Here is a 20,625-nt window from a genome sequence, read left to right as displayed (position 1 = left end):
CCTTATTTACGCAACTTCGGATCTAAAGCGTCTCTTAGTCCGTCTCCAACCACGTTAAAACCAAACATTGTAATACAGATAAATGCGGCTGGGAACCATAATCTCCACGGGTAGTACGTCATGGCTGGAATTCCGTCAGACGCCATTGTTCCCCAGCTCGCTAATGGCTGAGGTACACCAAGCCCTAGATAGCTTAAGAATGCCTCTGTAAAAATAGCAGAAGGAATGGTTAATGTCATCGTCACAAGAATTGGTCCCATTGAGTTTGGTATTAAGTGTTTAAATAAAAGTCTAGATGTTTTCGCACCTAATGTTTGTGCGGCAAGAACGTACTCTTGACTCTTCAATTGTAAAACCTGTCCCCGAACGATACGTGCCATGTTGATCCAGCCTACAACTGTCATGGCAAGGATAATCGTTAATAATCCTTTTGGCAGAACAACCATCATTAAGATGACCATTAGTAGTGTTGGAATTGCCCATAAAACGTCAGCAATACGCATCATCACTTCATCTGTACGGCCGCCTTTGAATGCTGCAATACTTCCCCAGATAATCCCGATGATGACGTCAAGAACAGCTGCAGCAAGACCGATGAAGATCGAAATTCTTGCCCCGACCCATGTCCGGACAAACATGTCACGTCCTAAATCATCTGTACCAAACCAGTGCTCTTTTGAAGGCGGCTGGTCCGCATTCAGTAAGTCAGTCGTTGAATAATCATACTTAGAGAAAATCGGAACAAAGATGGCCAACATCACAATAATAAAAATGATTGTAAGACCAACCATTGCAAGTTTATTTGCACGGAAGCGAAGCATAGCATCCTTCCATAAAGATAGACTAGGTTTAGAAATTTTTTCGGATTCTGCTGCGTCAGCTGTCGCAGGAACAAATAAATCTTTTCTCATCTCTTCCATGTGTTAGACCCCTTTCTTCGCCTTCGTCAGTTTAATTCTAGGATCGATAATACCGTAGAGGACGTCAACGACTAAAATACTAATTAATAGAATAATACTGTAGAAGACTGTGACACCCATGATGACGGTGTAATCACGGTTTGTAATACTTGTGACAAAGTGAGAGCCTAATCCAGGAATACCGAAAATCTTCTCCACGACAAAACTACCTGTTAAAACTGAAGCAGCCATTGGTCCCATATATGTAATGACAGGTAACAATGCGTTTCGAATGGCGTGTTTAATCGTCACAGCTGATTTCGTTAATCCTTTCGCTCTAGCCGTTCTAATGTAGTCACTGTTTAAAACTTCAAGCATACTTGACCGTGCAAGTCTAGCGATAAATGCCATAGGCATGAAGGAAAGTGCAATAGAAGGTAGTACGGTGCTGGCCCAAGTCTCCCATCCTGCAACTGGGAAAATCGCTATAACGCTTGCCTCAGATGCAAATACATATTGTAGTAGCGCAGCTAAAATGAAACTTGGAACTGAAATTCCAAAGATCGTTAAAATGGCAATCGTATAGTCTTGCCACTTGTTATGATAGAGCGCTGCAAGGACCCCAAACAATACACCAAATGCTAATGCGAGGAGAATTGCCTCAATTCCGAGGGTAAAGGAAACGGGGAATCCAGAACTGATTAAGTCATTTACAGTTTGTCCTTTATATTTAAATGAGGGACCAAAATCTAATTTTGCAACTGAACCTAAGTAGCTTGCATATTGAACAAATAAGGGCTTGTCCAACCCGTAGTGCTCGTTTAGGTTTGCTTCAATTTCAGCAGGAAGTTTCTTCTCACCAGAGAATGGACCACCCGGTGCTGCCTGCATGAGAAAGAAAGTTGCAGTTACAATAACAAACAGTGTGATTAAAATATATATTAATCGCTTACCGATATATTTAAGCAACGGAATTGCACCTCCATGATTTTACAACATTTTCTCTAATCAGCAAGAAAGGTATATGGAGAGACATCCTCCATATACCTTAAGATCCTTGCCGTAGATCTCTTACACTATAATTCTTACTTTTCGAAATGTGCCCATTTGTATTGAACATCACCTAGTCCAGATACAACCACACCTTTTAGTTTTGGATCTTGTACCCAAGGCTGAGTGTAGAAGTAAATTGGTGCTATAGGCATATCGTTGATGATGATTTCTTCTGCTTTTTTCAGCATTTCTTCACGCTTCGTTTGATCTGTTTCTTTTGCAGAATCATTCAACAATTGTTTGTACTCTTTGTTTTCCCAGCCAGTGTCGTTGTTTCCACCGTCTTTATCTTTGTAAAGCTCAAGGAAGTTCACTGGATCGTTGAAGTCACCTAACCAGCCCATACGTCCGATTTGGTAGTCTCCGCTGTGGATTTTGTCGATGTATACGTTCCACTCAGAGTTATCAAGTTCAACTTTTACACCTAAATCTTTTTTCCACATTTCTTGAATTGCTTGAGCAATCTTTTGGTGGCCTTCATCTGTGTTGTAAGAAAGTTTCAATGTTGGAAGATCAGAAACAGACTTATAACCTAATTCTTTCACACCTTTTTCAAGAAGTTCTTTAGCAGTTGCTACATCATGATCTTTGAAGTAGCCAGTTTTGTTATCAGTGAACCCTTTCATTGTTGGTGGAACGATTGCCATTGCTGGAACTTGTTCACCTTGCGTAATTTTATCAACGATCGCTTGACGGTTGATTGAATAAGTAAGGGCTTTACGGATGTTTGCATTGTTTAATGGTTTTACTTTTGTGTTGAATTTGTAGTTATAAATACCTGCGATCGTTTGGATTTTCAGACCGCCTTCTTTTTTCAATGTTTTTAAAGACTCAGTTGGAAGGCTTCCAGTTGGCATACCAGCCCAGTCAAGCTCGCCTTTTTTGAACATGCTAAGCTCAGTGTTTGTATCTTTGATCATAGACATGTTGATTTTTTTCAATTTCACAGTATCTTTATCCCAGTATTCATTGTTCTTTTCAAGCGTGATAGAACCGCCATGTTTCCATTTAGAAAGAACGAATGGTCCGTTAGATACGTAGTTTTCACCTGCATTTGTGTACCAGTTTTTATTCTTTTCAGCCACTTTTTTGTTGACTGGCATATACGTATAGAATGCAGTTAGTTCAGTAAAGAACGGTGTTGGGTTCTCTAACTCAACGACAAGCGTCTTTTTGTCTTTTGCTTTAATGCCAACATCAGCAACTTTCGCTTTCCCTTTGTTCGCTTCTTCAGCACCTTTAATATAGTAAAGCTGGTAAGCATATTGAGATTCATTTTTAGGATCTAATGCCCATTTCCAAGCATATTCGAAATCTTCAGCTGTGACAGGGTCACCATTAGACCATTTTGCATCACGAAGTGTGAATGTGTATGTTTTACCATCAGCACTTGTTTTGATATCAGAAGCCATTGCATTTTCTGGCTTACCTTCAGCGTTAATTCTTGTTAATCCCTCAAAAGTCTGACGGATGACACTTCCTGAAGTTGAATCATTTGCCAATCCCGGATGTAGAGAAAAAGGCTCAGTGGAGATATTCACATTTAGTGTTGTTTTAGCCTCTCCAGAACTGCTCGTGCTGTCGCCTGATTTGTTTCCGCTGAAACCACAAGCGCTTAATACAAGTGTGAAAATAAGCATTAAAGTAACAACAGACCAACGCTTTTTCAACTGTATTCCCCCTTATAATATGTTTTAGTTCAAAGGTCTCGATAGAAGATGAGATTCAGATTTAAGAAATAGCGTAAAAAAGTCCCTAAATAGCTTACTTTCTATTTCTTTTGTTTTTTCTGAATTTTCACTATGTAAAGAGCCTAGCACAAACGTGTGAACAAATTAATTATAATGAATAGAATAATTTATTGCAATATCAATTTCATATATTTTTAAAAAACGTAAATGGGGATAAAGAGGGATTTTTATAAACTAAAGTCTCAATCACTTCAACAAATTAAAGCGGAAATTGATTAAAATAATTTAACAAATTCAGCAGGAATAATGTTTTATACATATAATTAATCATCCCTTTTTAAAAAATTCTGACAGATAGTTGGTATTTTACCTAAAATTTTAAGTGTCAAACGACATGATGAGAAGGTCACATAAGGGGCTTCGTGACTTTTTTATGGTCATCCTTTATAATAGATAGACATACTGTTGCGATGAAAAAGAAGAGTACATATATTCACCATTAACAGAGAGTCTGCGGCCGGTGCGAGCAGACAATGGCATATATGGAATGGGCTTTGGAGCAGCTAACCGAACACTTTTGAAAGTAAGTAGGCTTAGACGGAGCAGTCTCCGATATCAACGTCTTGAGTGATTTCCATGTGAAATAACAAGGGTGGTACCACGGTTCATTCGTCCCTTTTCTGTTGAAAAGTGACGGGTGGGCCTTTTTATATTGAGGAAAAGAGGTTTTAGTATGACAAAGAAGACGATTTTTTCAGGCATTCAGCCGAGCGGTTCTGTGACATTGGGGAACTATATTGGAGCGATGAAGCAATTTGTCGATCTCCAGCATGATTATAATGGCTACTTTTGTGTAGTCGATCAGCATGCCATCACGGTGAGTCAGGATCGTTTAGCCCTTCGACAAAATATTAGAAGCTTAGCAGCTCTTTATTTAGCAGTGGGACTTGATCCTGAGAAGGCGACATTGTTTATCCAATCAGAGGTACCTGCTCACGCCCAGGCAGGATGGATGCTTCAATGTGTTGCTTATATTGGGGAATTAGAGAGAATGACCCAATTTAAGGATAAATCCGCTGGTAAGGAAGCGGTTGTTTCAGGACTATTAACGTATCCTCCATTAATGGCTGGCGATATCTTATTATATGGTACTGATTTAGTTCCTGTCGGAGAAGATCAAAAACAGCATCTTGAATTGACTAGAACGCTTGCTGAACGTTTTAACCGAAAATACAATGACATCTTCACTGTACCTGAAGTGAAGATTCCAAAAGAAGGCGCTCGGATTATGTCTTTAGCAGATCCAACGAAAAAGATGAGCAAATCCGATCCGAACCAAAAATCCTTCATTACTTTATTAGATGAACCAAAGCAGCTTGAAAAGAAAATCAAAAGTGCTGTGACGGATTCAGAAGGCATCGTTAAGTATGACAAAGAGAACAAGCCTGGAATTGCCAACTTGCTGACGATTTACTCTGTATTAGGTAACATATCGATTGCAGAGCTTGAGCAAAAGTATGAAGGCAAAGGGTATGGTGAGTTTAAGGGAGATCTTGCGAACGTCGTCATTGATGCTTTAAAACCAATTCAAGATCGATACAATGAACTCATTGAGTCAGACGAGCTTGATCGTATTCTTGACGAAGGTGCTGAAAAAGCAAACCGCGCAGCAAATAAAATGCTGAAAAAAATGGAGAATGCAATGGGTCTTGGCAGAAAACGCAAATAAAAAAGGCTTGCAGCACATCACGCTGCAAGCTTTTTCTAATTCACCTTTGATTCGTTTTCCATTTCCCAAAGCTTTTCAAAAAACGGCTGTCCCTTAATCATTTTTTCACAAAATGTTAAATGATTTTCTGACCATCCATCAATGGTTTCATTGTAAAGCATGTTCCAAATCTCTTCGAATGACATTCGTTTAATTTGATTGTACATGCGAGGGTTCCATTCCGTATACCAATACGCAATCTCCGCCCTGTTTTGAAGACCTTTTAATTGATCGAGCGCCATAAACATGAGCTGCTTCAACTGTCTTTCTTTTCTCGTTAATCCACAGATATGCTGCGGCGGCAAAGACAAAATATGATACTCCTTCGCTGACTCAAGACTGTCCTGAGAGAATTCATATTCCTCAGCCCTCACATCTTTCACCATTTCATACACCAATTGCTCCTGCCTTGGGATTAAGCGGCTTTTCCTCACAGGAATGGAATACCCAATCGTATCCACAGCAATAATTCGTATACCGTCCGTCACCACAAAACAATACTCTAATTTGCGCCGTTCATGATTTTTTCGAATATATGATTTCTCAAATACTGCTTCTAGCAGCGTCTTTGGCAGTTCTGAAAGATCATTCTCTATGTAATCATACAAAGGACTCTGCACCTTGAGTAAAGGTACTTGATCTAACAGCTCCACGCTGTCCTCCTTACGCCACTCATGAAAATGACACACATTGTAGCCATTTTCTTCCCCTTCAAACCAATTCACCCATACGTCATGAAGAAATAACATAACCAATCCCTCACTTTATAAAAACTGTTGTCCACAGTATGGGCAAGAGATAGAGAAATTATTCCAACTTTATTAAACTTCAAGCTGAGTGAATGATGGCATGCTTTTCTTTATGACATAATGAAAAGAAAGGGTGTCGCAGAGTCCCTTTCATCTTGTCATACAAATGAGGCATTACTTTAACTTTTTAGGATCAAGTGCATCTCTCAGCCCATCTCCTAAGAAATTAAAGCATAAAACGGTCAGTAGAATCAGTAAACCTGGAAACAATGGATACCACCACGCCTGCACCATAATCGAGAAATTTTGTGCATCTTGCAGCATGTTGCCCCAGCTCGCCGTTGGCGGCTGTATGCCAAACCCTAGATAGCTCAGCGTTGATTCGGCTAAAATGACGGAACCTACTTTTAGTGTAGCTGACACAATAATAGGACCGATACAGTTCGGTAAAATATGCGAAAAGATGATGACATGGTTTTTCGTTCCAATGGTTCTTGCTGCGAGTACGAATTCTCTTGTTCGCAGTGATAAAAATTCACTGCGAATTAGTCTCGCGGTTGTGGTCCATCCGGTCAAAGCAAAGATTAAAATCAATTTATCAATACCCGGTTTGAAAATGGTAACGAGCGTGATCAAGAGAAAAATATCGGGAATCGACAACACGACATCCACAAATCTCATTAACAAGGAATCAACAAATCCTTTGAAATACCCTGCTACCGCTCCTACCACAGTGCCAATGGTAATCGCACCGACCACCGAGACGAAACCGACTAATAAAGAGACCCTCGCGCCATATAGCACCCTTGAGAAAATATCGCGGCCAAACTTGTCAGTTCCCATCAAATGCTCAGCACTTGGCGGCTGGAGCCGTTTTAATAAATCTTGCTGCTCTGGTGCGTAAGGGGCAATCACTGGAGCGAAAATGGCTGAAAAGATAATGACCAATAAGATCACGGAGCCGGCAACCGCCAATTTATTTTTGAAAAACTTCTCACAAAATAAACGCAGCATCGTCTCTGGCTTTGGCGGAAGACCCTCCTTTAATTTGAGATCAACAGGAGGTGTTCCCATATTAGGCTGTGCCAACTGTGCTTCAGCTCCCTTCTAATATTCAATACGCGGATCAACGATCGCATAGAGAATATCCGCAATTAAATTTCCAACCACCACGAGCACTGCGGAAATAACAGTCATCGCCATAATGACCGGATAATCTCTCGAAAAAGCAGAATCAATAAACAGCTTCCCTAGCCCTGGCCAAGTGAAAATTTGCTCCACCACGACTGCACCACCAATAAAGGATGGAATCATCAATCCGAAAATCGTAATGACAGGCATAAGACCGTTTCTTAACCCGTGCTTGAAAATGACCTTGTTTTCTCGAAAGCCTTTCGCTCTTGCGGTACGAATGTAATCCTGCCTCATGACATCAAGCATACTCGACCTTGTGTACCGAGTGAGCCCTGCCATATCAGCCGTTGCTAAAACAAAGGCTGGTAAAATGATGTGATGGAGCCGGTCAAACACATTAAAATCGGCATTCAAGGTAGAGACTCCGCCAGTTGGAAACCATCCTAAATTCACAGATAACACCATAATGAGAATGAGTCCAAACCAAAAGTTCGGAATAGCCAGTCCGATAAAAGATGTAACTGTAATGCCATAGTCTAGCTTTGTATATGGACGTTTTGCTGAAAGAACACCGAATGGGATGGCGATGATCAAGGCAACTAATGTAGAAAAGATCATGAGGATGAGGGTATTTGGCAGCCTTGCAAAAATCAAATCAGCCACAGGCGTTCCCTTTTTAACAATGGAGGTGCCAAAATCACCTTGAAACATATTGCCAAGCCATTTCATATATTGCACATATTCAGGATCGTTCAAGCCGTACTTATCAATAAAAGCTTCCCGGTCTGCCGCACTAATGGTTGGGTCCATCATAAGTGACATCGGATCGCCTGGTGCTGCTTTCATGATGGCGAAGGACAAAATGGTAATCCCAAATAAGATGGGAATGGAAAGCAATGTCCTTCTAATGATATATGTAACCATATGCACAACTCCTTTTTCATCGGATCGCCATACTGTGATGAAAAAGGGCTAAAATGATCTTTCTTTTAGCCCTCTGTCTTCATTGCATCGTGATATGAAAACCCTCTCAATCTAACTGGTGCACGGTGAATAAAATTGTGAGCGCCAGCACGCCTGATTGACACCGAATGAAAGGGATCTGAGAGAACTTTCCTCTTCTTTCACTAGCAGCCTACTGTTCAATCCACCATTTCTCGATTTTGTAATACTCATCTTTCGGGTGGTATGAGTAGCCTTGGAGATTAGATGGCATCGCGCGATGTGAGTTGGCATAGTAAAGGAACGTATATGGTTGATCCTCTGCGATCAGTTCATAAATTTTTTCATATGCCTTTGAGTATTCTTTTCGATCACTTAAATTCTTGGCATCTACTAACAGCTTATCGACCTCTTTATTTTTATACCAAATGTTATTCAAGCCTTTTTCTGACTGGCTTGAGTGGAAGATGCTGTATTGATCAGGGAATGTCGCAAGGCTCCAGCCGAGCAGCAGCGCATCATAATCCCATTTAGGCGGTGTCGTCTGTTCAATGAGTGCGCTGAATTCCACAATTTGCGGCTTCGCTTCCACACCAATTTCCTTGAGCTGCTGCTGGACAACGACAGCAATGTCTTCACGGACTTTGTTTCCTTGGTTGGTCTTTATGACAAAGGAGAATTTTTTGCCATCCTTATCAAGATAGCCATCTCCATCTGTATCCTCCCAGCCCTCTTCTTTCAGCATCTTTTTCGCTTTTTCTTGATCAAACTCAAATACTGGAACACGATCAGTCTTTGGATAGTTCCATGACAGTGGACTTTCTGGAATGTTGGCTACTTTGCCGTCTCCATCCAACACTTGATCGACAATCGTTTGGCGGTCAATGGCATGTGTCAGCGCCTGGCGGACCTTTTTACTTTTGAAGAGTTCATTTTTCTGGTTCCAGCCAATGTATGAATAATTGAGTCCGAGATCAGATTCAATTTTAATGTTGCTGACTTTTTCGGCTGTTTGCAGCTCAGATCCCGGTACCGCAAAGAAATCAATATCACCTGCTGAAAGCTGGGCGATTGCTGCGTTCTGATCAGGAATGGTTTTAATCGTGACGGTATCAAGATATGGACGCCCATCCCAATAATCGTCAAAGGCTTCTAGTTTCACGTAGTCGCCTTCTTTCCACTCGGCAAATTTAAATGGACCAGAACCAATTGGTTTTTTTCGGTTAAATTCATTTTCACCGAGATCCTTTATAGGCACATCACCTAAAATATGCTTAGGTAAAATGCCGTAGCTTCCTAGTGTGACATTATAAAAATAAGGATCTTTTTTATTGAGCTTGAATTCGATTGAGTAATCCCCTGTCTTTTTAACAGAATCTAATACTTCAAAGCCTGATCCGCGCTCCCCGTTGTAGTCCTTATTGATCGGAATGCTGTATGTAAACACAACATCATCAGCTGTCAGTTCTTCTCCATCATGAAACTTTACGCCTTTTCTAATGGTCACATCAAACTGCTTGCCGTCATTAGATTCTTTAATATCTTCTGCGAGTGATAGCTGAGGGTTCAGCTTTCCGTCAGTTTGAAGTAAAAAGCTGTAGATTCTTTCTTCAATATCTGAGCTAGCCACATCTGTTGAATAAAGCGAGTTAAATAATGTTGGTTCTGCAATGGAACCGATGACAAGATCTCCGCCCTGCACAGGTTTACCGGTGGATTTCTTTTCACTGTCTCCAGAGGTTTTATTTCCACTAGAGCAAGCCGCAAGCATGAGCGTGAAGATCAGCAGTAAACTGATCAATATGGATTTTCTATTTCTACCTTTCATATACAATTCCCCCTATCCTTTTTTAAAAATGACGACAGATGCCGCTTCATCCCTCCTCTCAAAGATGAATTCATCCAAGCCGATTAAGCGTCGTAGAGGTGACAGGCAGCGAAGTGGTTTGGTTTTAACTCTTGAAATACTGGTATTTTTTCTTTACAGATTTGTTTCGCATACGGGCATCTTGTATGAAATACACACCCTTTTGGCGGATTTGCAGGACTTGGCAGATCGCCTTGAAGCATGATCCGTTCTCTTTTGATCTGACCTTTTTTACGGGTAACAGGGACAGAAGAAAGCAATGCCTGTGTATATGGGTGGAGCGGTTCATCGTACAAGCTGTGCTTATCGGCAAGCTCCATCATTTTACCGAGATACATCACGCCGACTCGATCACTAATATGCCTGACCACACTTAAGTCGTGAGAGATAAATAGATATGTCAGGTCAAATTCCTCCTGAAGTTCCTCCATCAGATTAATCACCTGCGCCTGAATGGATACATCAAGTGCTGAAACCGGCTCATCTGCGATGATCATTTCGGGATTCATGGCAAGCGCACGAGCAATGCCGATTCGCTGCCTCTGCCCGCCAGAAAATTCGTGGGGATAGCGATTTGCAAAGCTTGGATGAAGGCCCACCTTTGATAAAAGCTGTTCTACTTTTTCATTTCTTTCTTTTAAGGAATATAAGTGGTGTGTTTTGTAGGGTTCTTTGATGATGCTTCGAAGTGTTTTTCTAGGGTTGAGTGATGCAAAGGGATCTTGAAAAACCATTTGGATGTTTTTTCGCGTTGATTGTCTTAGCTTTGATTCTGATACGCGGGAGATATCTTGCCCTTTAAAAAGGATTTGACCGTCAGTTGGCTCATATAAACGAATCATGGTCCGGCCTAATGTCGATTTACCACATCCTGATTCCCCCACTATCCCTAACGTTTCACCTTTATAAATCTTCAAATCTATGCCGTCAACAGCTTTGACTGCACCGACTTTCTTCTGAAAGACGCCTGCTTTAATCGGAAAATGTTTTTTAATCTGTTTCAGTTCAAGAATGGTTTCTTTCTCTATTAGATCTGTTGCATGTGGCTGACTTTGAGCAAGGGTCATGTTCGGTCTGCCTCCTCATATAAGAAGCATCTGACGCTTCTGCCATTTTCAAAAGTCCTCAGCTTAGGCAGTTCGCCTAGGCATCGCTCCTTCACTTGCGGGCATCTAGGAGCAAAGCGGCAGCCGGCTGGAAGCTGATCTGGCGCAGGGACATTCCCTTTTATCGCAGTTAACGGCTGTATGTCTCCGTCAATGACAGGAATCGATTCAAGCAGCCCTTCTGTGTAAGGATGAAGCGGCTGATCAAATAATTCTTCGACGGTCCCATTTTCAACAACCTGTCCGCAGTACATGACAATGACTCGATCTGCCACTTCAGACACGACACCTAGATCATGCGTAATGAGGAGAATCGATGTACCAAATGTCGTGCATAAATCTTTCATCAATGTGAGCACCTGTGCTTGAATCGTAACATCTAGGGCAGTTGTCGGTTCGTCTGCAATGAGAAGTTTCGGGTCACAGCTTAGCGCAATGGCAATCATCACTCTTTGCCGCATGCCGCCTGATAAACGGTGCGGATAATCTTTGATGATTTGTTCCGGTCTGGAAAAACCAACAAGCTTCAGCAGGTCAATCGCTTTTTTCGTCGCTTCTTTTTTTGAAAGTTTTTTGTGATAGATGAGGATTTCTGTTATTTGTTCCCCGATAGTTAGGACGGGATTAAGTGAGGTCATAGGCTCCTGAAAGATCATCGATACGTCATTACCACGAATGCTGCATAATTCCTTTTCACCATATGTAACGAGATCCTTACCATTTAGCTTGATGGAACCGTCCATAATTTTTCCACCAGTGCCGTTAATCAAGCCCATAATGGATAAGGACGTAATGCTTTTACCAGATCCAGACTCACCGACTAATGCAACAGTTTCTCCTTTGTTGATGCTGAAATCAACGCCATCTACAGCAGGTATCGCTTCTTTTTTTCGAAAAAAATAGGTTTTTAAGTTCTGCACTTCAAGCAGTGTGGTCATTTATTCGCCCCTTTCACCATCAATTAATAGAAATGGATCTAAAATTCAGCCTTTTTTGAATAAAAAGAATTATCAAAATTTATATTTGTATATTATTACATTGTTATGACGAAATCAAGAAGAATTTAGTAAATTTGTAATATGTCTCTTTTTATGTGAATCATTCACTTTGTGAGTCTATCGCCTTTAAAAAAGTTTCGGACGGCTCTGCAATCATAGACTCCTCGCTGATTCTGTGTTCACTGAAATACTTTTTCACGATATAAAATCCAGTGGCGTAACCAAGCATTTTGGGGTAGTTCCCTTTTCCATAAAGGAGGTTCTGTATCAGTCTTTCGTCGTCCTGCACTTTTTGATCAAGATGACTGGATACCCATTTCTGGTACATACGCTGAAGCTGCGTTTCGTCATAGAGAGTGGTCCATTTGGCTGTATAGCTTTCTCCGTATCTATGATACACAGCATATTCAGCGAGCCCCTCCATCATGATTGTATCAAGGAATGTAAAATCTTTTTCTTCTTTCGCGAGAAAATGCAACCTGCATACATGGTGATATTCATGAGTCAGCAATGTTCCGATACGTTCTTTCGGGGTATTTGGCGACAAAAAGAGAAAGACCTTGTCGTCAAATGCCATGCCGGATTGATAATAAAATTGCTCCCTAATTTCTTTGCTGCTCTCATTGACTGGCAAAATAAAGACTGGAATGTCAGGGCCTTTCCACTGCTTTTGGAGCGCCCGGTATTCTTTCATGACGAGCTGGAAGTACCCTTTTTCTTTGAGCTTGTCGATCATGTCTATGCATGATCTAAAAGACCGAATCATGCCGTGATGCTGCAGGTGGGAGAGAATAGAGGACCATTCTTTTTCCTCCGCCCCTTTAAAATAAGGAACAAAGCGCGACGCAAGCTCCTGAAATGATGAAGATTGATGAATGAGATATTGTGTATTGACTAGACCCATAACTGCTAAACACCTCCATTTTCATCATATGCAAAAAAGCGGCGATCTGTTTATAGATCGCCGCCTCTTAGGAAATATTATGCTTCGTATTTTTTAAAGATAATTGTCGCATTATGTCCGCCAAAGCCAAGTGAGTTACTTAGAGCCACTTGTACTTCTTTTGAACGTGCTTCATTTGCCACATAATCAAGATCACATTCTTCATCCGGTGTTTCAAGGTTAATGGTTGGAGGAATGACGCTGTCTTTAATTGCAAGTACAGAGAAAATAGCTTCTACTCCGCCTGCTGCGCCAAGTAAGTGACCTGTCATCGATTTTGTCGAACTGATCGCAAGCTGATTCGCATGCTCTCCGAACACTTCTTTAATCGCCATTGTTTCAAACTTATCATTGTACGGTGTGCTTGTTCCGTGGGCATTGATATAATCAATTTCTTCCACAGACAAACCAGCATCTCGAATCGCTTCTTTCATTGCGCGGACGCCGCCTTCTCCGTTTGGAGCCGGTGCTGTAATATGATACGCATCTCCAGTTGATCCATATCCAACGATTTCTGCATAAATCGTCGCGCCACGTTTTAATGCATGCTCAAGTTCTTCAAGAACGACAACCCCTGCACCCTCACCCATAACAAATCCGTCACGGTTTTTATCAAATGGACGGCTTGCTGTCTCTGGATCAGGATTTGTCGAAAGCGCTTTGTTCGCACAGAAACCAGCAAACGACATTTTTGTTAACGGCGCTTCTGTTCCGCCTGTGATCATCGCATCTGCATCTCCGCGCTGAATGACTTTAAATGCATCACCAATTGAGTTTGTACCTGTTGCACATGCTGTTACAGTACAAGAGTTAACTCCTTTTGCGCCAAGTGCAATTGAAATTTGGCCTGTTGCCATATCTGGAATCATCATTGGAACGAAGAACGGGCTTACGCGTCTTGCCCCTTTATTTGAATACACTTCAAACTGCTCTTCAAATGTTTCAAGTCCACCAATACCAGATCCAACCCATACACCAACACGCGGTGCGATTTCATCTGTGATTTCAAGACGTGAATCTTCTAAAGCCTTTTGAGCAGCAACAACTGCATATTGCGTGAAGCGTGCCATTTTTCGTGCTTCTTTTTTCTCCATGTAATCTTCAATGTTAAAATCTTTTAATTCTGCAGCCACTTTTGCTGTATATTCACTTGAGTCGACACGTGTGATTGGTCCAACTCCTGATACACCTGCTAAAGCATTTTTCCATGTTGATTCTACATCGTTGCCAAGAGGTGTCAAAGCACCCAACCCTGTAACAACTACTCGTTTTTTATCCATTAATTTGTGCACCTCACTCTTTTATCGGCCCCATCGCATAGCGATTGCGCCCCACGTTAATCCGCCACCAAAACCTACCATTACAATCACATCGCCGTCATGAATTTTTCCGGCTTCGATTTCTTCACATAGTGAAATTGGAATAGATGCTGCTGATGTGTTTCCATATTTATGGACTGTCTTCGACATTTTTTCAACTGGCAGCTCTAGGCGTTCGCGGGCTGCTTCCATAATGCGAATATTTGCTTGATGCGGAATCAAGAAGTCAACGTCTTCTTTTGATAGTCCAGCTTTTTCGATGACGTTTACGCTTGACTCACCCATTTGTCTTACAGCAAATTTAAATACTTCTCGTCCATTCATGATTGTATGATCTTTTTCATCTAAGTACAAGTGCTTACCGCCTCTTCCGTCGGCTCCAAGCTCAAATGAGAGAATTCCTTTCCCTTCGCTGACCTCTCCTAACACAGCAGCACCTGCTCCATCTCCAAACAGAACAGCAGTATTGCGGTCATCCCAGTCGGTAATACGAGAAAGTTTTTCAACGCCAACGACGAGCACGTGCTTGAACGTACCTGATTCGATAAATTGTTTTCCAGTAACAAGCCCATACATAAAGCCAGCACACGCAGCGCTAATATCCATTGCACATGCTTTATGTGCACCGAGCTGCTCTTGAATCATACAAGCGACTGTCGGAAATGCTTGATCTGGCGTGACTGTTGCCACAAGAATCATATCGATATCTTCTGCAGCTACATCTGCGTCAGCTAATGCTTTTTTTGCAGCAGCAAGCGCCATATGTGATGTATTGACATCATCAGAAGCAATTCTTCTTTCTTCTATACCTGTTCTAGTACGAATCCATTCGTCAGAAGTTTCAACCATTTTTTCTAAATCAAGATTTGTTAACACTTTTTCAGGTATGTAGCGGCCAAGGCCAATAATTCCAGCATTCATTGAATAAGACTCCTTTTACTCATACGAGCATGTGATATTGTGATCTTATATTAGTATCTGGTACTAATTTTACCTTATTTTTTTCTCCTTGGCAATACAAACGTCTAACCTTTCCTCTCACTTTTTTCATAGATTATTGATATACCGATAGTAGAAAGGAGCATTTGATATGGCACAAAAAGATATTTTTTCGGCGATGATGTTTGGACAGCCGCTTGAAAAGGAGAAAGGCAAGACAGAAGCAAAGGAGGAACGAGCAGAAACAACTTCAAGTGAAGACTCCATTGACTACATGCATGTCATGAATCAAATTGGGAACATTATGAACTCCATCGATGAATTGAAGCCTGTGTTTAAAGATGTTGGGCCTATGATTAGTGCCTTCAAAAAAAAATTATCATAAAAAAAAGCCACTATTCTGTGGCTTTTCCTGATTCTGCATCTGCTTTTCCAAGCTCATATGCCTCTTGCATGACAGATGTAAACAATGATAAAAGCGGCTGAAGAGCTTCGGGCTCAAGCTGAATACCTGCTTTATCTAATTCTTCTTTTGCCTGAGGAAAATACTTCATGGCAATTTGTAAAAACTCCATCGATTTTTCTTGCTGCATCGTCGTATCCTCACTTTTCATTTGGCAGTTTGCCAGTTTTTTTGTAAGTCGCAATATCACTTTCAATGTCTTTCAAAAAAGCACGGTCAATGGTAGAACTAAATTTCCCCATTTCGATCACTCCTTCTTTAAAGTCAAAGGAGTACTCACCTTGTGCATTTAGCTTGCCTTCATTAAATTTCTTCGCAATAATACCGTACGCTTTATCCACATGCTGGACTGTGCTTGTTAAAACGGTATGGCTGCCGAGGTTGGATTGATCGGTGACATATCCGATCGCAGATAAATTATCGGCTTTGATTTGTTCAATGACAGGGATATTATAACCATCACCTGCTGGATATACAACATCTACGCCTTGTTTTTTCAATTTTTGATAGAGCTCCACGGCTTTGTCCGCATCATCCCAGTTTTCGACAAACTCAGCAAGCACTTGTACATGTTCATCTTGATATTTTGCACCTTTGATAAAGCCGTCTACTTCGCTTTGCCAATCATATGTAGCAAGAATACCAATCTTTTTTGATTTTGACATATGTGCTGCTGTCATGCCTCCGAAAAAGCCCATCGCTTCACCTTTAAACGTCACATTCGCAACATTATCCGCCTGAGGCTTGTTTCCATTTACCGTGATAAATTGTGTTTTCGGATAATCTTCACTGATTAAATTGAAAATTTCGCTGTATTCATTGCCATGGCCAATAATCAAATTGACTCCTTTTTTGTGAAATTCTTCAATGGCATCAACGATTTTCTCTTTGTCGACCATTCCTTCCTTATAATAAACATCTACACCAAATGTTGATTGAATATTTAATAAGCCTTTATAACCTTTCGTTCCCCAAACTTGATCATTAATAGTATCGGGGACGAGTAAACCCACCTTCTCAATCTGTCCTTTTAAAGGTGCCTGTGAGCAGGCAGATAATAGGAGAAGGAACGAAAAGATCATGACAAGCCGCTGATACTTCATGCCATGTTCAACTCCCTTTGCCACATGCAGGCATGAACCTGTATGTTAAATATAGGTTTATTTTATACTGAAAAAAGATAAGATGGAAGATCATTCTTGCTTTTTGTCGAAAAATGTTGAGTTTTGTCTTTTCCATTCTGCTATCATTTCTTCTGCTTGTTTGTCATCTATTTGTCTTTCTACCTTCAATTCATGTGTCATTTCCTGTCTTTGTTCAGAGCCCGATGCCCACTTGAACAAATCCCTAGCTACATCTTCTACAAAAAATGCTTCTTCACGCTTCGTTCTTTCTTCATCAAGTGTCCATGGTCCAAACATGCGCGGTAGAATAACTGCCGGCACATTCTGGTTGGATGATTTGTCTTCGGTTTTTTCGTAAAGAACACGGTACATGCCATGCGCCGCTTTCAAGTCTTCCTGTATTTTATCTGATTCATCTGATTGAATAAAGATCAGATCATACGTGTCTTTTCCATCCTGAAGGTCAATGACACGGAAAAGCTCATTTCTGCCAAGCCACATCATTCGTTCTTCTAATAACATCTTTTGCTCTTCTGTTTGATCATGAGGACATGTGATGTCCACTTGAATGCCCTCTTTCATCATATATTCACACAGCGCTAGGCCAAAAAATTCATCTGCCCCTATGATCAGTCCTGTCTCCATGTTCATGTCCCCTTTTTTAGCTTATCGAATAAAAAGAAGAGCCCTTTCCATGAAGGGCTGTTATCATCCTATTCATCACAATTCTTTTTCATGCGATTTATAAAACTTGTGAATGGATTGAAAGATTCTTCTCGGATGATCAAACATATGCAAAGTGAGATCGATCTGACAATGCTCTGGATTCTTCATGTGCTGATCAATAAAAGGCTTTGCATGCAGTTCATATGCATAGGGTGCACCGTTTAGTCTTTGCCATATGTGAATTGGTACATGAGCAGAATGAACAGGGCAAGCCGGGAGCTGATACGTTTCCGCTTCCTTTTCAGAACAGCCGTAGCTCTTCGCTAATTCTTTGATTAGCTGTTTATAAAAGAATTTGTGTTCCTTTTCTCTTTCTCGTTGTGCATGGAGATGCAGACATGGATTCACCAGTGCAATGGATCTTAGCACTTCTGGCATCTCTTCTGCAAGACTCATAGCAACGAGTGCGCCCATCCCCTCTGCCAGCACATGAATTTCTCGGTTTAATATTTCTTGTTTTAATGTGTGATGAACGAGCTGCTTTGCACTAAAAACAGCATCTTCGCATCCCCAGTGATTCCCATGAAGATGACTATTAAACAATGTATATCCTTCATCCTTTAAGGCAGTTAAAAGCTGGTTTCTTCCATAGTGCTGAAGCCAGAATGATGTATTTTCCTGCACAAAGTGATTTCGGTCACCGAGGATAAGAATGCCAAAGCCATTTGGTTTTTGAGGAAGGTGAATGACGTTCCACTGGGAACCAAGCTGGAAAAACCGTTCGCTTACACCCATATGGCCAGCCTCCTTTCAGTGATTCTGCTTTCTATGATATGAACAACAACTCTTGTAGGAATAAGGAAATCCCCTAATGACAGAAGAATTCTTTTTATTTTTATAGCAGAAGGTCTAAAAATGGTCACATAAAGGCTAAAACAGTCTTTTCCCCTCACTCGTATCTATGGTATGATAATCAATAGATTGTTACATAAAGGACGGTGGGATTATGCATTATATTATCACCCTCATTTGGACTTTTCTGCTGACACATATGGCTGGTTACATCGTTGCTTCGATGAATGGCGCTGCTTATGACTTTACTTTGACTTCTATTCTTGCAGTGGTGTTTACGGTTATTTTATTCATCTTTGCTGAAGTAAGTCCAATGAAAGAAACGGAAAGTTCAACAAAACACTCTTAATACGTAAGAGATGAATGTGAGAAAGAGCTAAAATGATCTTGTTTTTAGCTCTTTTTCTTTTTATGAAAAGAGGTACGCTAAAACCCCCTGCAGCCACAGGGGGTTTTTTTATTGCCTACACCTCGACGGTTTCGGACTTCTGTTTGTCTGCTGTCAAATGGCTTTTCGCAAGCCCTGTAAACAGGAAGATTGCGATACCTGATAAAATTTCAAGGACCCCACCACCAGCAATGACAGGTCCCGCTCCAAATCTTTCTGCCAGGACGCCTGATACGACAGCTGCAAGCGGGAGGAAAACATTTGATGAAGCATTGATCACTGCGTATACTTGCGGCTGATCATCTTGGTCGACAGACGTTTGAATAATGACCATTTCAGGTACATTGATCGCACTAACGGCGGCACCGAATATAAAGGAAGCAAGTAAAACGACCGGCAGCCATGTACTCATCCCTGTGATAAAGAATGCAGCCCCTTCAATCATACCAGCGACAATAAAGAACAAACCAAATCTCTTAATTTTCACTTTCGCTAGAGCAAAGCCCATCATAAAGGCACCTACTGCAGCAACTCCTCTTAAAATGGAATACACCATGGAATCGCTTTGCAATGCTTCTGCTACATATACAGCAGAAAGTGCCTGCCACGGAGCTGCGGCGACATTCATTAAAATACAATACAACGTCAGCGCAAATAAAATATGATGATTTTTAACGACGAGAAACCCTCTTTTTAAGTTATACAAATATGTATTCTTTGCTTGTTTAATGCCTGCTGCTTTGTCTTCATCGGTTTTCTTTAATTTAACGCCGATAATAAACAGGCCGGATATGATAAATAAGGCAGTGGTGATAAGCAGGGTATCTGCAGGTCCGATTAATTTGACTAAGAGACCAGCCACCATGACTGCTGCAAGTGCAACAATTTCAAAAGAAGATTGCAGGATGGCATTTGCTTTTTGAATCAGATGCTTCGGTACAATCTGAGGTAAAATCGCCACAGAAGCTGGGTTATACGCTGCACCAGTTGCCGATTGAATAACCATTAATGAGATCAATAACCATAAAGGCAATAGATGCGAAAAATGCAGTAGCGGAATAATGAGTACAATGGTTGCTCGAACGACGTCTGAAGCGAACATCCATTTAGACAAATGGTGCTTTTTCATAAGAGGTCCTAGTATTGGGGCTAGCAAAGATGAAGGAAGTACGGTTACTGCTAGGAGAAGTCCTGTACCGAGCGCTCCATCCCCTCTCAAAATCAATAGCCAAAGGACGGATGTAAAAGCAAAACTTTCTCCTGTGTTTTTAATAAGTCTTGATATGAATAATGAGGTGAAGCGTTTATTCCAAACACTTTCACTGAGATTCGTCTTTTCCATCACACAAATCCTTTCAACAATATATTACAATTACATATTTTACCTTATTTTCTCTTTTATTCATACTATTTATTTGAAAATTTGAACTTAATTGTTTTTTATTATAAAGAAAAAAGAGGCATGACACATGCCTCTAAAGACTTATTCCAACCGACTCTTAGTCAATTGCTTACGGCTTTCTCTGATAGGTCCAAACACGGTTATGGTTCGAGTTATCCGGAAAGACGTCGCCTGCTTGAAGCTTAATCTTTAAAGGATCTTTCACCATACTGCCAGTTTCACCGATCTCGACATACACACCATTATTTGGTGCTTTATTCCCTGATTTAAACTGATGCTGCTGACCCATTTCCATCCTCCTTTCTCGATGATGTTATTATGT

At 40.9% G+C, this 20,625-nt stretch carries 21 protein-coding genes and 1 other annotated feature; of the genes, 3 read left to right on the top strand and 18 right to left on the bottom strand.

Translation table 11 applies throughout. From position 1 onward, the window contains the following. Positions 1–2: 2 nt before the first annotated feature. The 3 genes from MHI16_RS05895 to MHI16_RS05885 form a co-directional block, all read right to left on the bottom strand. A complete protein-coding gene (locus tag MHI16_RS05895) occupies positions 3–920 on the bottom strand; it encodes an ABC transporter permease (protein WP_058014299.1) in 918 nt (305 codons plus the stop codon). Between the two features lie 3 nt (positions 921–923). Then, entirely contained in the window at positions 924–1,868 is a 945-nt protein-coding gene (locus MHI16_RS05890; protein WP_058014300.1) for an ABC transporter permease, read from the bottom strand. Positions 1,869–1,984: 116 nt separating this feature from the next. Continuing rightward, the gene (locus MHI16_RS05885) at positions 1,985–3,622 is read right to left on the bottom strand and encodes a peptide ABC transporter substrate-binding protein (RefSeq protein ID WP_058014301.1); all 1,638 of its coding nucleotides are present in this window, start codon (positions 3,620–3,622) and stop codon (positions 1,985–1,987) included. Between the two features lie 482 nt (positions 3,623–4,104). Next, positions 4,105–4,323, top strand: a binding site (T-box leader). Between the two features lie 53 nt (positions 4,324–4,376). Here MHI16_RS05885 and trpS point away from each other — a divergent pair. After that, positions 4,377–5,372, top strand: coding sequence for a tryptophan--tRNA ligase (gene trpS, locus MHI16_RS05880; RefSeq protein WP_058014302.1), 996 nt, complete (start codon positions 4,377–4,379; stop codon positions 5,370–5,372). 35 nt (positions 5,373–5,407) lie between these two features. On the opposite strand, the gene MHI16_RS05875 is transcribed toward trpS, so the two are convergent. The 9 genes from MHI16_RS05875 to MHI16_RS05835 form a co-directional block, all read right to left on the bottom strand. Then, on the bottom strand, positions 5,408–6,160 hold the full coding sequence (locus MHI16_RS05875) for a YjbA family protein (RefSeq protein ID WP_058014303.1): 753 nt from the start codon (positions 6,158–6,160) through the stop codon (positions 5,408–5,410). Positions 6,161–6,334: 174 nt separating this feature from the next. Further along, on the bottom strand, positions 6,335–7,234 hold the full coding sequence (gene opp4C / locus MHI16_RS05870) for an oligopeptide ABC transporter permease (protein ID WP_081042303.1): 900 nt from the start codon (positions 7,232–7,234) through the stop codon (positions 6,335–6,337). A 33-nt stretch (positions 7,235–7,267) separates the two neighbouring features. Next, the gene (locus MHI16_RS05865) at positions 7,268–8,218 is read right to left on the bottom strand and encodes an ABC transporter permease (protein ID WP_058014305.1); all 951 of its coding nucleotides are present in this window, start codon (positions 8,216–8,218) and stop codon (positions 7,268–7,270) included. Positions 8,219–8,429: 211 nt separating this feature from the next. Then, positions 8,430–10,064 carry a peptide-binding protein gene (locus MHI16_RS05860; protein WP_058014306.1) on the bottom strand — a complete coding sequence of 545 codons (1,635 nt, stop codon included), beginning with the start codon at positions 10,062–10,064 and terminating at the stop codon, positions 8,430–8,432. An 83-nt stretch (positions 10,065–10,147) separates the two neighbouring features. After that, positions 10,148–11,170, bottom strand: coding sequence for a dipeptide ABC transporter ATP-binding protein (locus MHI16_RS05855; RefSeq protein ID WP_058014307.1), 1,023 nt, complete (start codon positions 11,168–11,170; stop codon positions 10,148–10,150). Continuing rightward, the gene (locus tag MHI16_RS05850) at positions 11,167–12,147 is read right to left on the bottom strand and encodes an ABC transporter ATP-binding protein (protein WP_058014308.1); all 981 of its coding nucleotides are present in this window, start codon (positions 12,145–12,147) and stop codon (positions 11,167–11,169) included. Before MHI16_RS05850 ends, MHI16_RS05855 begins: the two co-directional genes overlap by 4 nt. Before the next feature lie 160 nt (positions 12,148–12,307). Beyond that, complete coding sequence (locus MHI16_RS05845) at positions 12,308–13,111, bottom strand: DUF2268 domain-containing protein (RefSeq protein ID WP_058014309.1); 804 nt, start codon at positions 13,109–13,111, stop codon at positions 12,308–12,310. A gap of 77 nt (positions 13,112–13,188) precedes the next feature. Beyond that, positions 13,189–14,430 carry a beta-ketoacyl-ACP synthase II gene (gene fabF / locus MHI16_RS05840; protein WP_058014310.1) on the bottom strand — a complete coding sequence of 414 codons (1,242 nt, stop codon included), beginning with the start codon at positions 14,428–14,430 and terminating at the stop codon, positions 13,189–13,191. 21 nt (positions 14,431–14,451) lie between these two features. Beyond that, a complete protein-coding gene (locus MHI16_RS05835) occupies positions 14,452–15,390 on the bottom strand; it encodes a beta-ketoacyl-ACP synthase III (protein WP_012009552.1) in 939 nt (312 codons plus the stop codon). Positions 15,391–15,559: 169 nt separating this feature from the next. On the opposite strand from MHI16_RS05835, the gene MHI16_RS05830 reads away from it, so the two are divergent. After that, positions 15,560–15,793 (top strand): hypothetical protein, encoded by a 234-nt coding sequence (locus MHI16_RS05830; RefSeq protein ID WP_058014311.1) that lies wholly within the window; start codon positions 15,560–15,562, stop codon positions 15,791–15,793. 10 nt (positions 15,794–15,803) lie between these two features. Here MHI16_RS05830 and MHI16_RS05825 read toward each other — a convergent pair whose 3' ends face one another. The 4 genes from MHI16_RS05825 to MHI16_RS05810 form a co-directional block, all read right to left on the bottom strand. Then, complete coding sequence (locus MHI16_RS05825; RefSeq protein ID WP_058014495.1) at positions 15,804–16,001, bottom strand: ComZ family protein; 198 nt, start codon at positions 15,999–16,001, stop codon at positions 15,804–15,806. A gap of 10 nt (positions 16,002–16,011) precedes the next feature. Further along, positions 16,012–16,974, bottom strand: a complete 963-nt coding sequence (locus MHI16_RS05820; protein WP_058014312.1) for a BMP family ABC transporter substrate-binding protein — start codon at positions 16,972–16,974, stop codon at positions 16,012–16,014. 90 nt (positions 16,975–17,064) lie between these two features. Further along, a complete protein-coding gene (locus tag MHI16_RS05815; RefSeq protein ID WP_058014313.1) occupies positions 17,065–17,640 on the bottom strand; it encodes a hypothetical protein in 576 nt (191 codons plus the stop codon). Positions 17,641–17,715: 75 nt separating this feature from the next. Then, entirely contained in the window at positions 17,716–18,456 is a 741-nt protein-coding gene (locus tag MHI16_RS05810) for a hypothetical protein (protein WP_058014314.1), read from the bottom strand. A 211-nt stretch (positions 18,457–18,667) separates the two neighbouring features. Between MHI16_RS05810 and MHI16_RS05805 the strand changes: the two genes are divergently transcribed. Further along, a complete protein-coding gene (locus tag MHI16_RS05805) occupies positions 18,668–18,862 on the top strand; it encodes a YjzD family protein (RefSeq protein ID WP_003211779.1) in 195 nt (64 codons plus the stop codon). A 115-nt stretch (positions 18,863–18,977) separates the two neighbouring features. Here the strand turns inward: MHI16_RS05805 and MHI16_RS05800 are convergent, their stop codons facing one another. Both MHI16_RS05800 and MHI16_RS05795 read right to left on the bottom strand, forming a co-directional pair. Beyond that, complete coding sequence (locus MHI16_RS05800; RefSeq protein WP_058014315.1) at positions 18,978–20,243, bottom strand: MFS transporter; 1,266 nt, start codon at positions 20,241–20,243, stop codon at positions 18,978–18,980. 169 nt (positions 20,244–20,412) lie between these two features. After that, the gene (locus MHI16_RS05795; protein WP_003211282.1) at positions 20,413–20,592 is read right to left on the bottom strand and encodes a YjzC family protein; all 180 of its coding nucleotides are present in this window, start codon (positions 20,590–20,592) and stop codon (positions 20,413–20,415) included. Between the last annotated feature and the right edge of the window lie 33 nt (positions 20,593–20,625).

The organism is Bacillus sp. FSL K6-0923 (assembly GCF_038630825.1).
Classification (GTDB): Bacteria; Bacillota; Bacilli; order Bacillales; family Bacillaceae; genus Bacillus; species Bacillus pumilus.
Note: the sequence above shows the minus strand (reverse complement) of the source record. Positions and strands in the feature narration are given on the sequence as shown.

Excerpts from the sequence above, each read along its gene's own strand:
- MHI16_RS05895 (WP_058014299.1), bottom strand. The coding sequence starts at position 920 with ATGGAAGAGATGAGAAAAGATTTATTTGTTCCTGCGACAGCTGACGCA.
- trpS (WP_058014302.1), top strand. The coding sequence starts at position 4,377 with ATGACAAAGAAGACGATTTTTTCAGGCATTCAGCCGAGCGGTTCTGTG.
- MHI16_RS05875 (WP_058014303.1), bottom strand. The coding sequence starts at position 6,160 with ATGTTATTTCTTCATGACGTATGGGTGAATTGGTTTGAAGGGGAAGAA.
- opp4C (WP_081042303.1), bottom strand. The coding sequence starts at position 7,234 with ATGGGAACACCTCCTGTTGATCTCAAATTAAAGGAGGGTCTTCCGCCA.
- MHI16_RS05865 (WP_058014305.1), bottom strand. The coding sequence starts at position 8,218 with ATGGTTACATATATCATTAGAAGGACATTGCTTTCCATTCCCATCTTA.
- MHI16_RS05860 (WP_058014306.1), bottom strand. The coding sequence starts at position 10,064 with ATGAAAGGTAGAAATAGAAAATCCATATTGATCAGTTTACTGCTGATC.
- MHI16_RS05855 (WP_058014307.1), bottom strand. The coding sequence starts at position 11,170 with ATGACCCTTGCTCAAAGTCAGCCACATGCAACAGATCTAATAGAGAAA.
- MHI16_RS05850 (WP_058014308.1), bottom strand. The coding sequence starts at position 12,147 with ATGACCACACTGCTTGAAGTGCAGAACTTAAAAACCTATTTTTTTCGA.
- MHI16_RS05845 (WP_058014309.1), bottom strand. The coding sequence starts at position 13,111 with ATGGGTCTAGTCAATACACAATATCTCATTCATCAATCTTCATCATTT.
- fabF (WP_058014310.1), bottom strand. The coding sequence starts at position 14,430 with ATGGATAAAAAACGAGTAGTTGTTACAGGGTTGGGTGCTTTGACACCT.
- MHI16_RS05835 (WP_012009552.1), bottom strand. The coding sequence starts at position 15,390 with ATGAATGCTGGAATTATTGGCCTTGGCCGCTACATACCTGAAAAAGTG.
- MHI16_RS05830 (WP_058014311.1), top strand. The coding sequence starts at position 15,560 with ATGGCACAAAAAGATATTTTTTCGGCGATGATGTTTGGACAGCCGCTT.
- MHI16_RS05825 (WP_058014495.1), bottom strand. The coding sequence starts at position 16,001 with ATGCAGCAAGAAAAATCGATGGAGTTTTTACAAATTGCCATGAAGTAT.
- MHI16_RS05820 (WP_058014312.1), bottom strand. The coding sequence starts at position 16,974 with ATGAAGTATCAGCGGCTTGTCATGATCTTTTCGTTCCTTCTCCTATTA.
- MHI16_RS05815 (WP_058014313.1), bottom strand. The coding sequence starts at position 17,640 with ATGGAGACAGGACTGATCATAGGGGCAGATGAATTTTTTGGCCTAGCG.
- MHI16_RS05810 (WP_058014314.1), bottom strand. The coding sequence starts at position 18,456 with ATGGGTGTAAGCGAACGGTTTTTCCAGCTTGGTTCCCAGTGGAACGTC.
- MHI16_RS05805 (WP_003211779.1), top strand. The coding sequence starts at position 18,668 with ATGCATTATATTATCACCCTCATTTGGACTTTTCTGCTGACACATATG.
- MHI16_RS05800 (WP_058014315.1), bottom strand. The coding sequence starts at position 20,243 with ATGGAAAAGACGAATCTCAGTGAAAGTGTTTGGAATAAACGCTTCACC.
- MHI16_RS05795 (WP_003211282.1), bottom strand. The coding sequence starts at position 20,592 with ATGGGTCAGCAGCATCAGTTTAAATCAGGGAATAAAGCACCAAATAAT.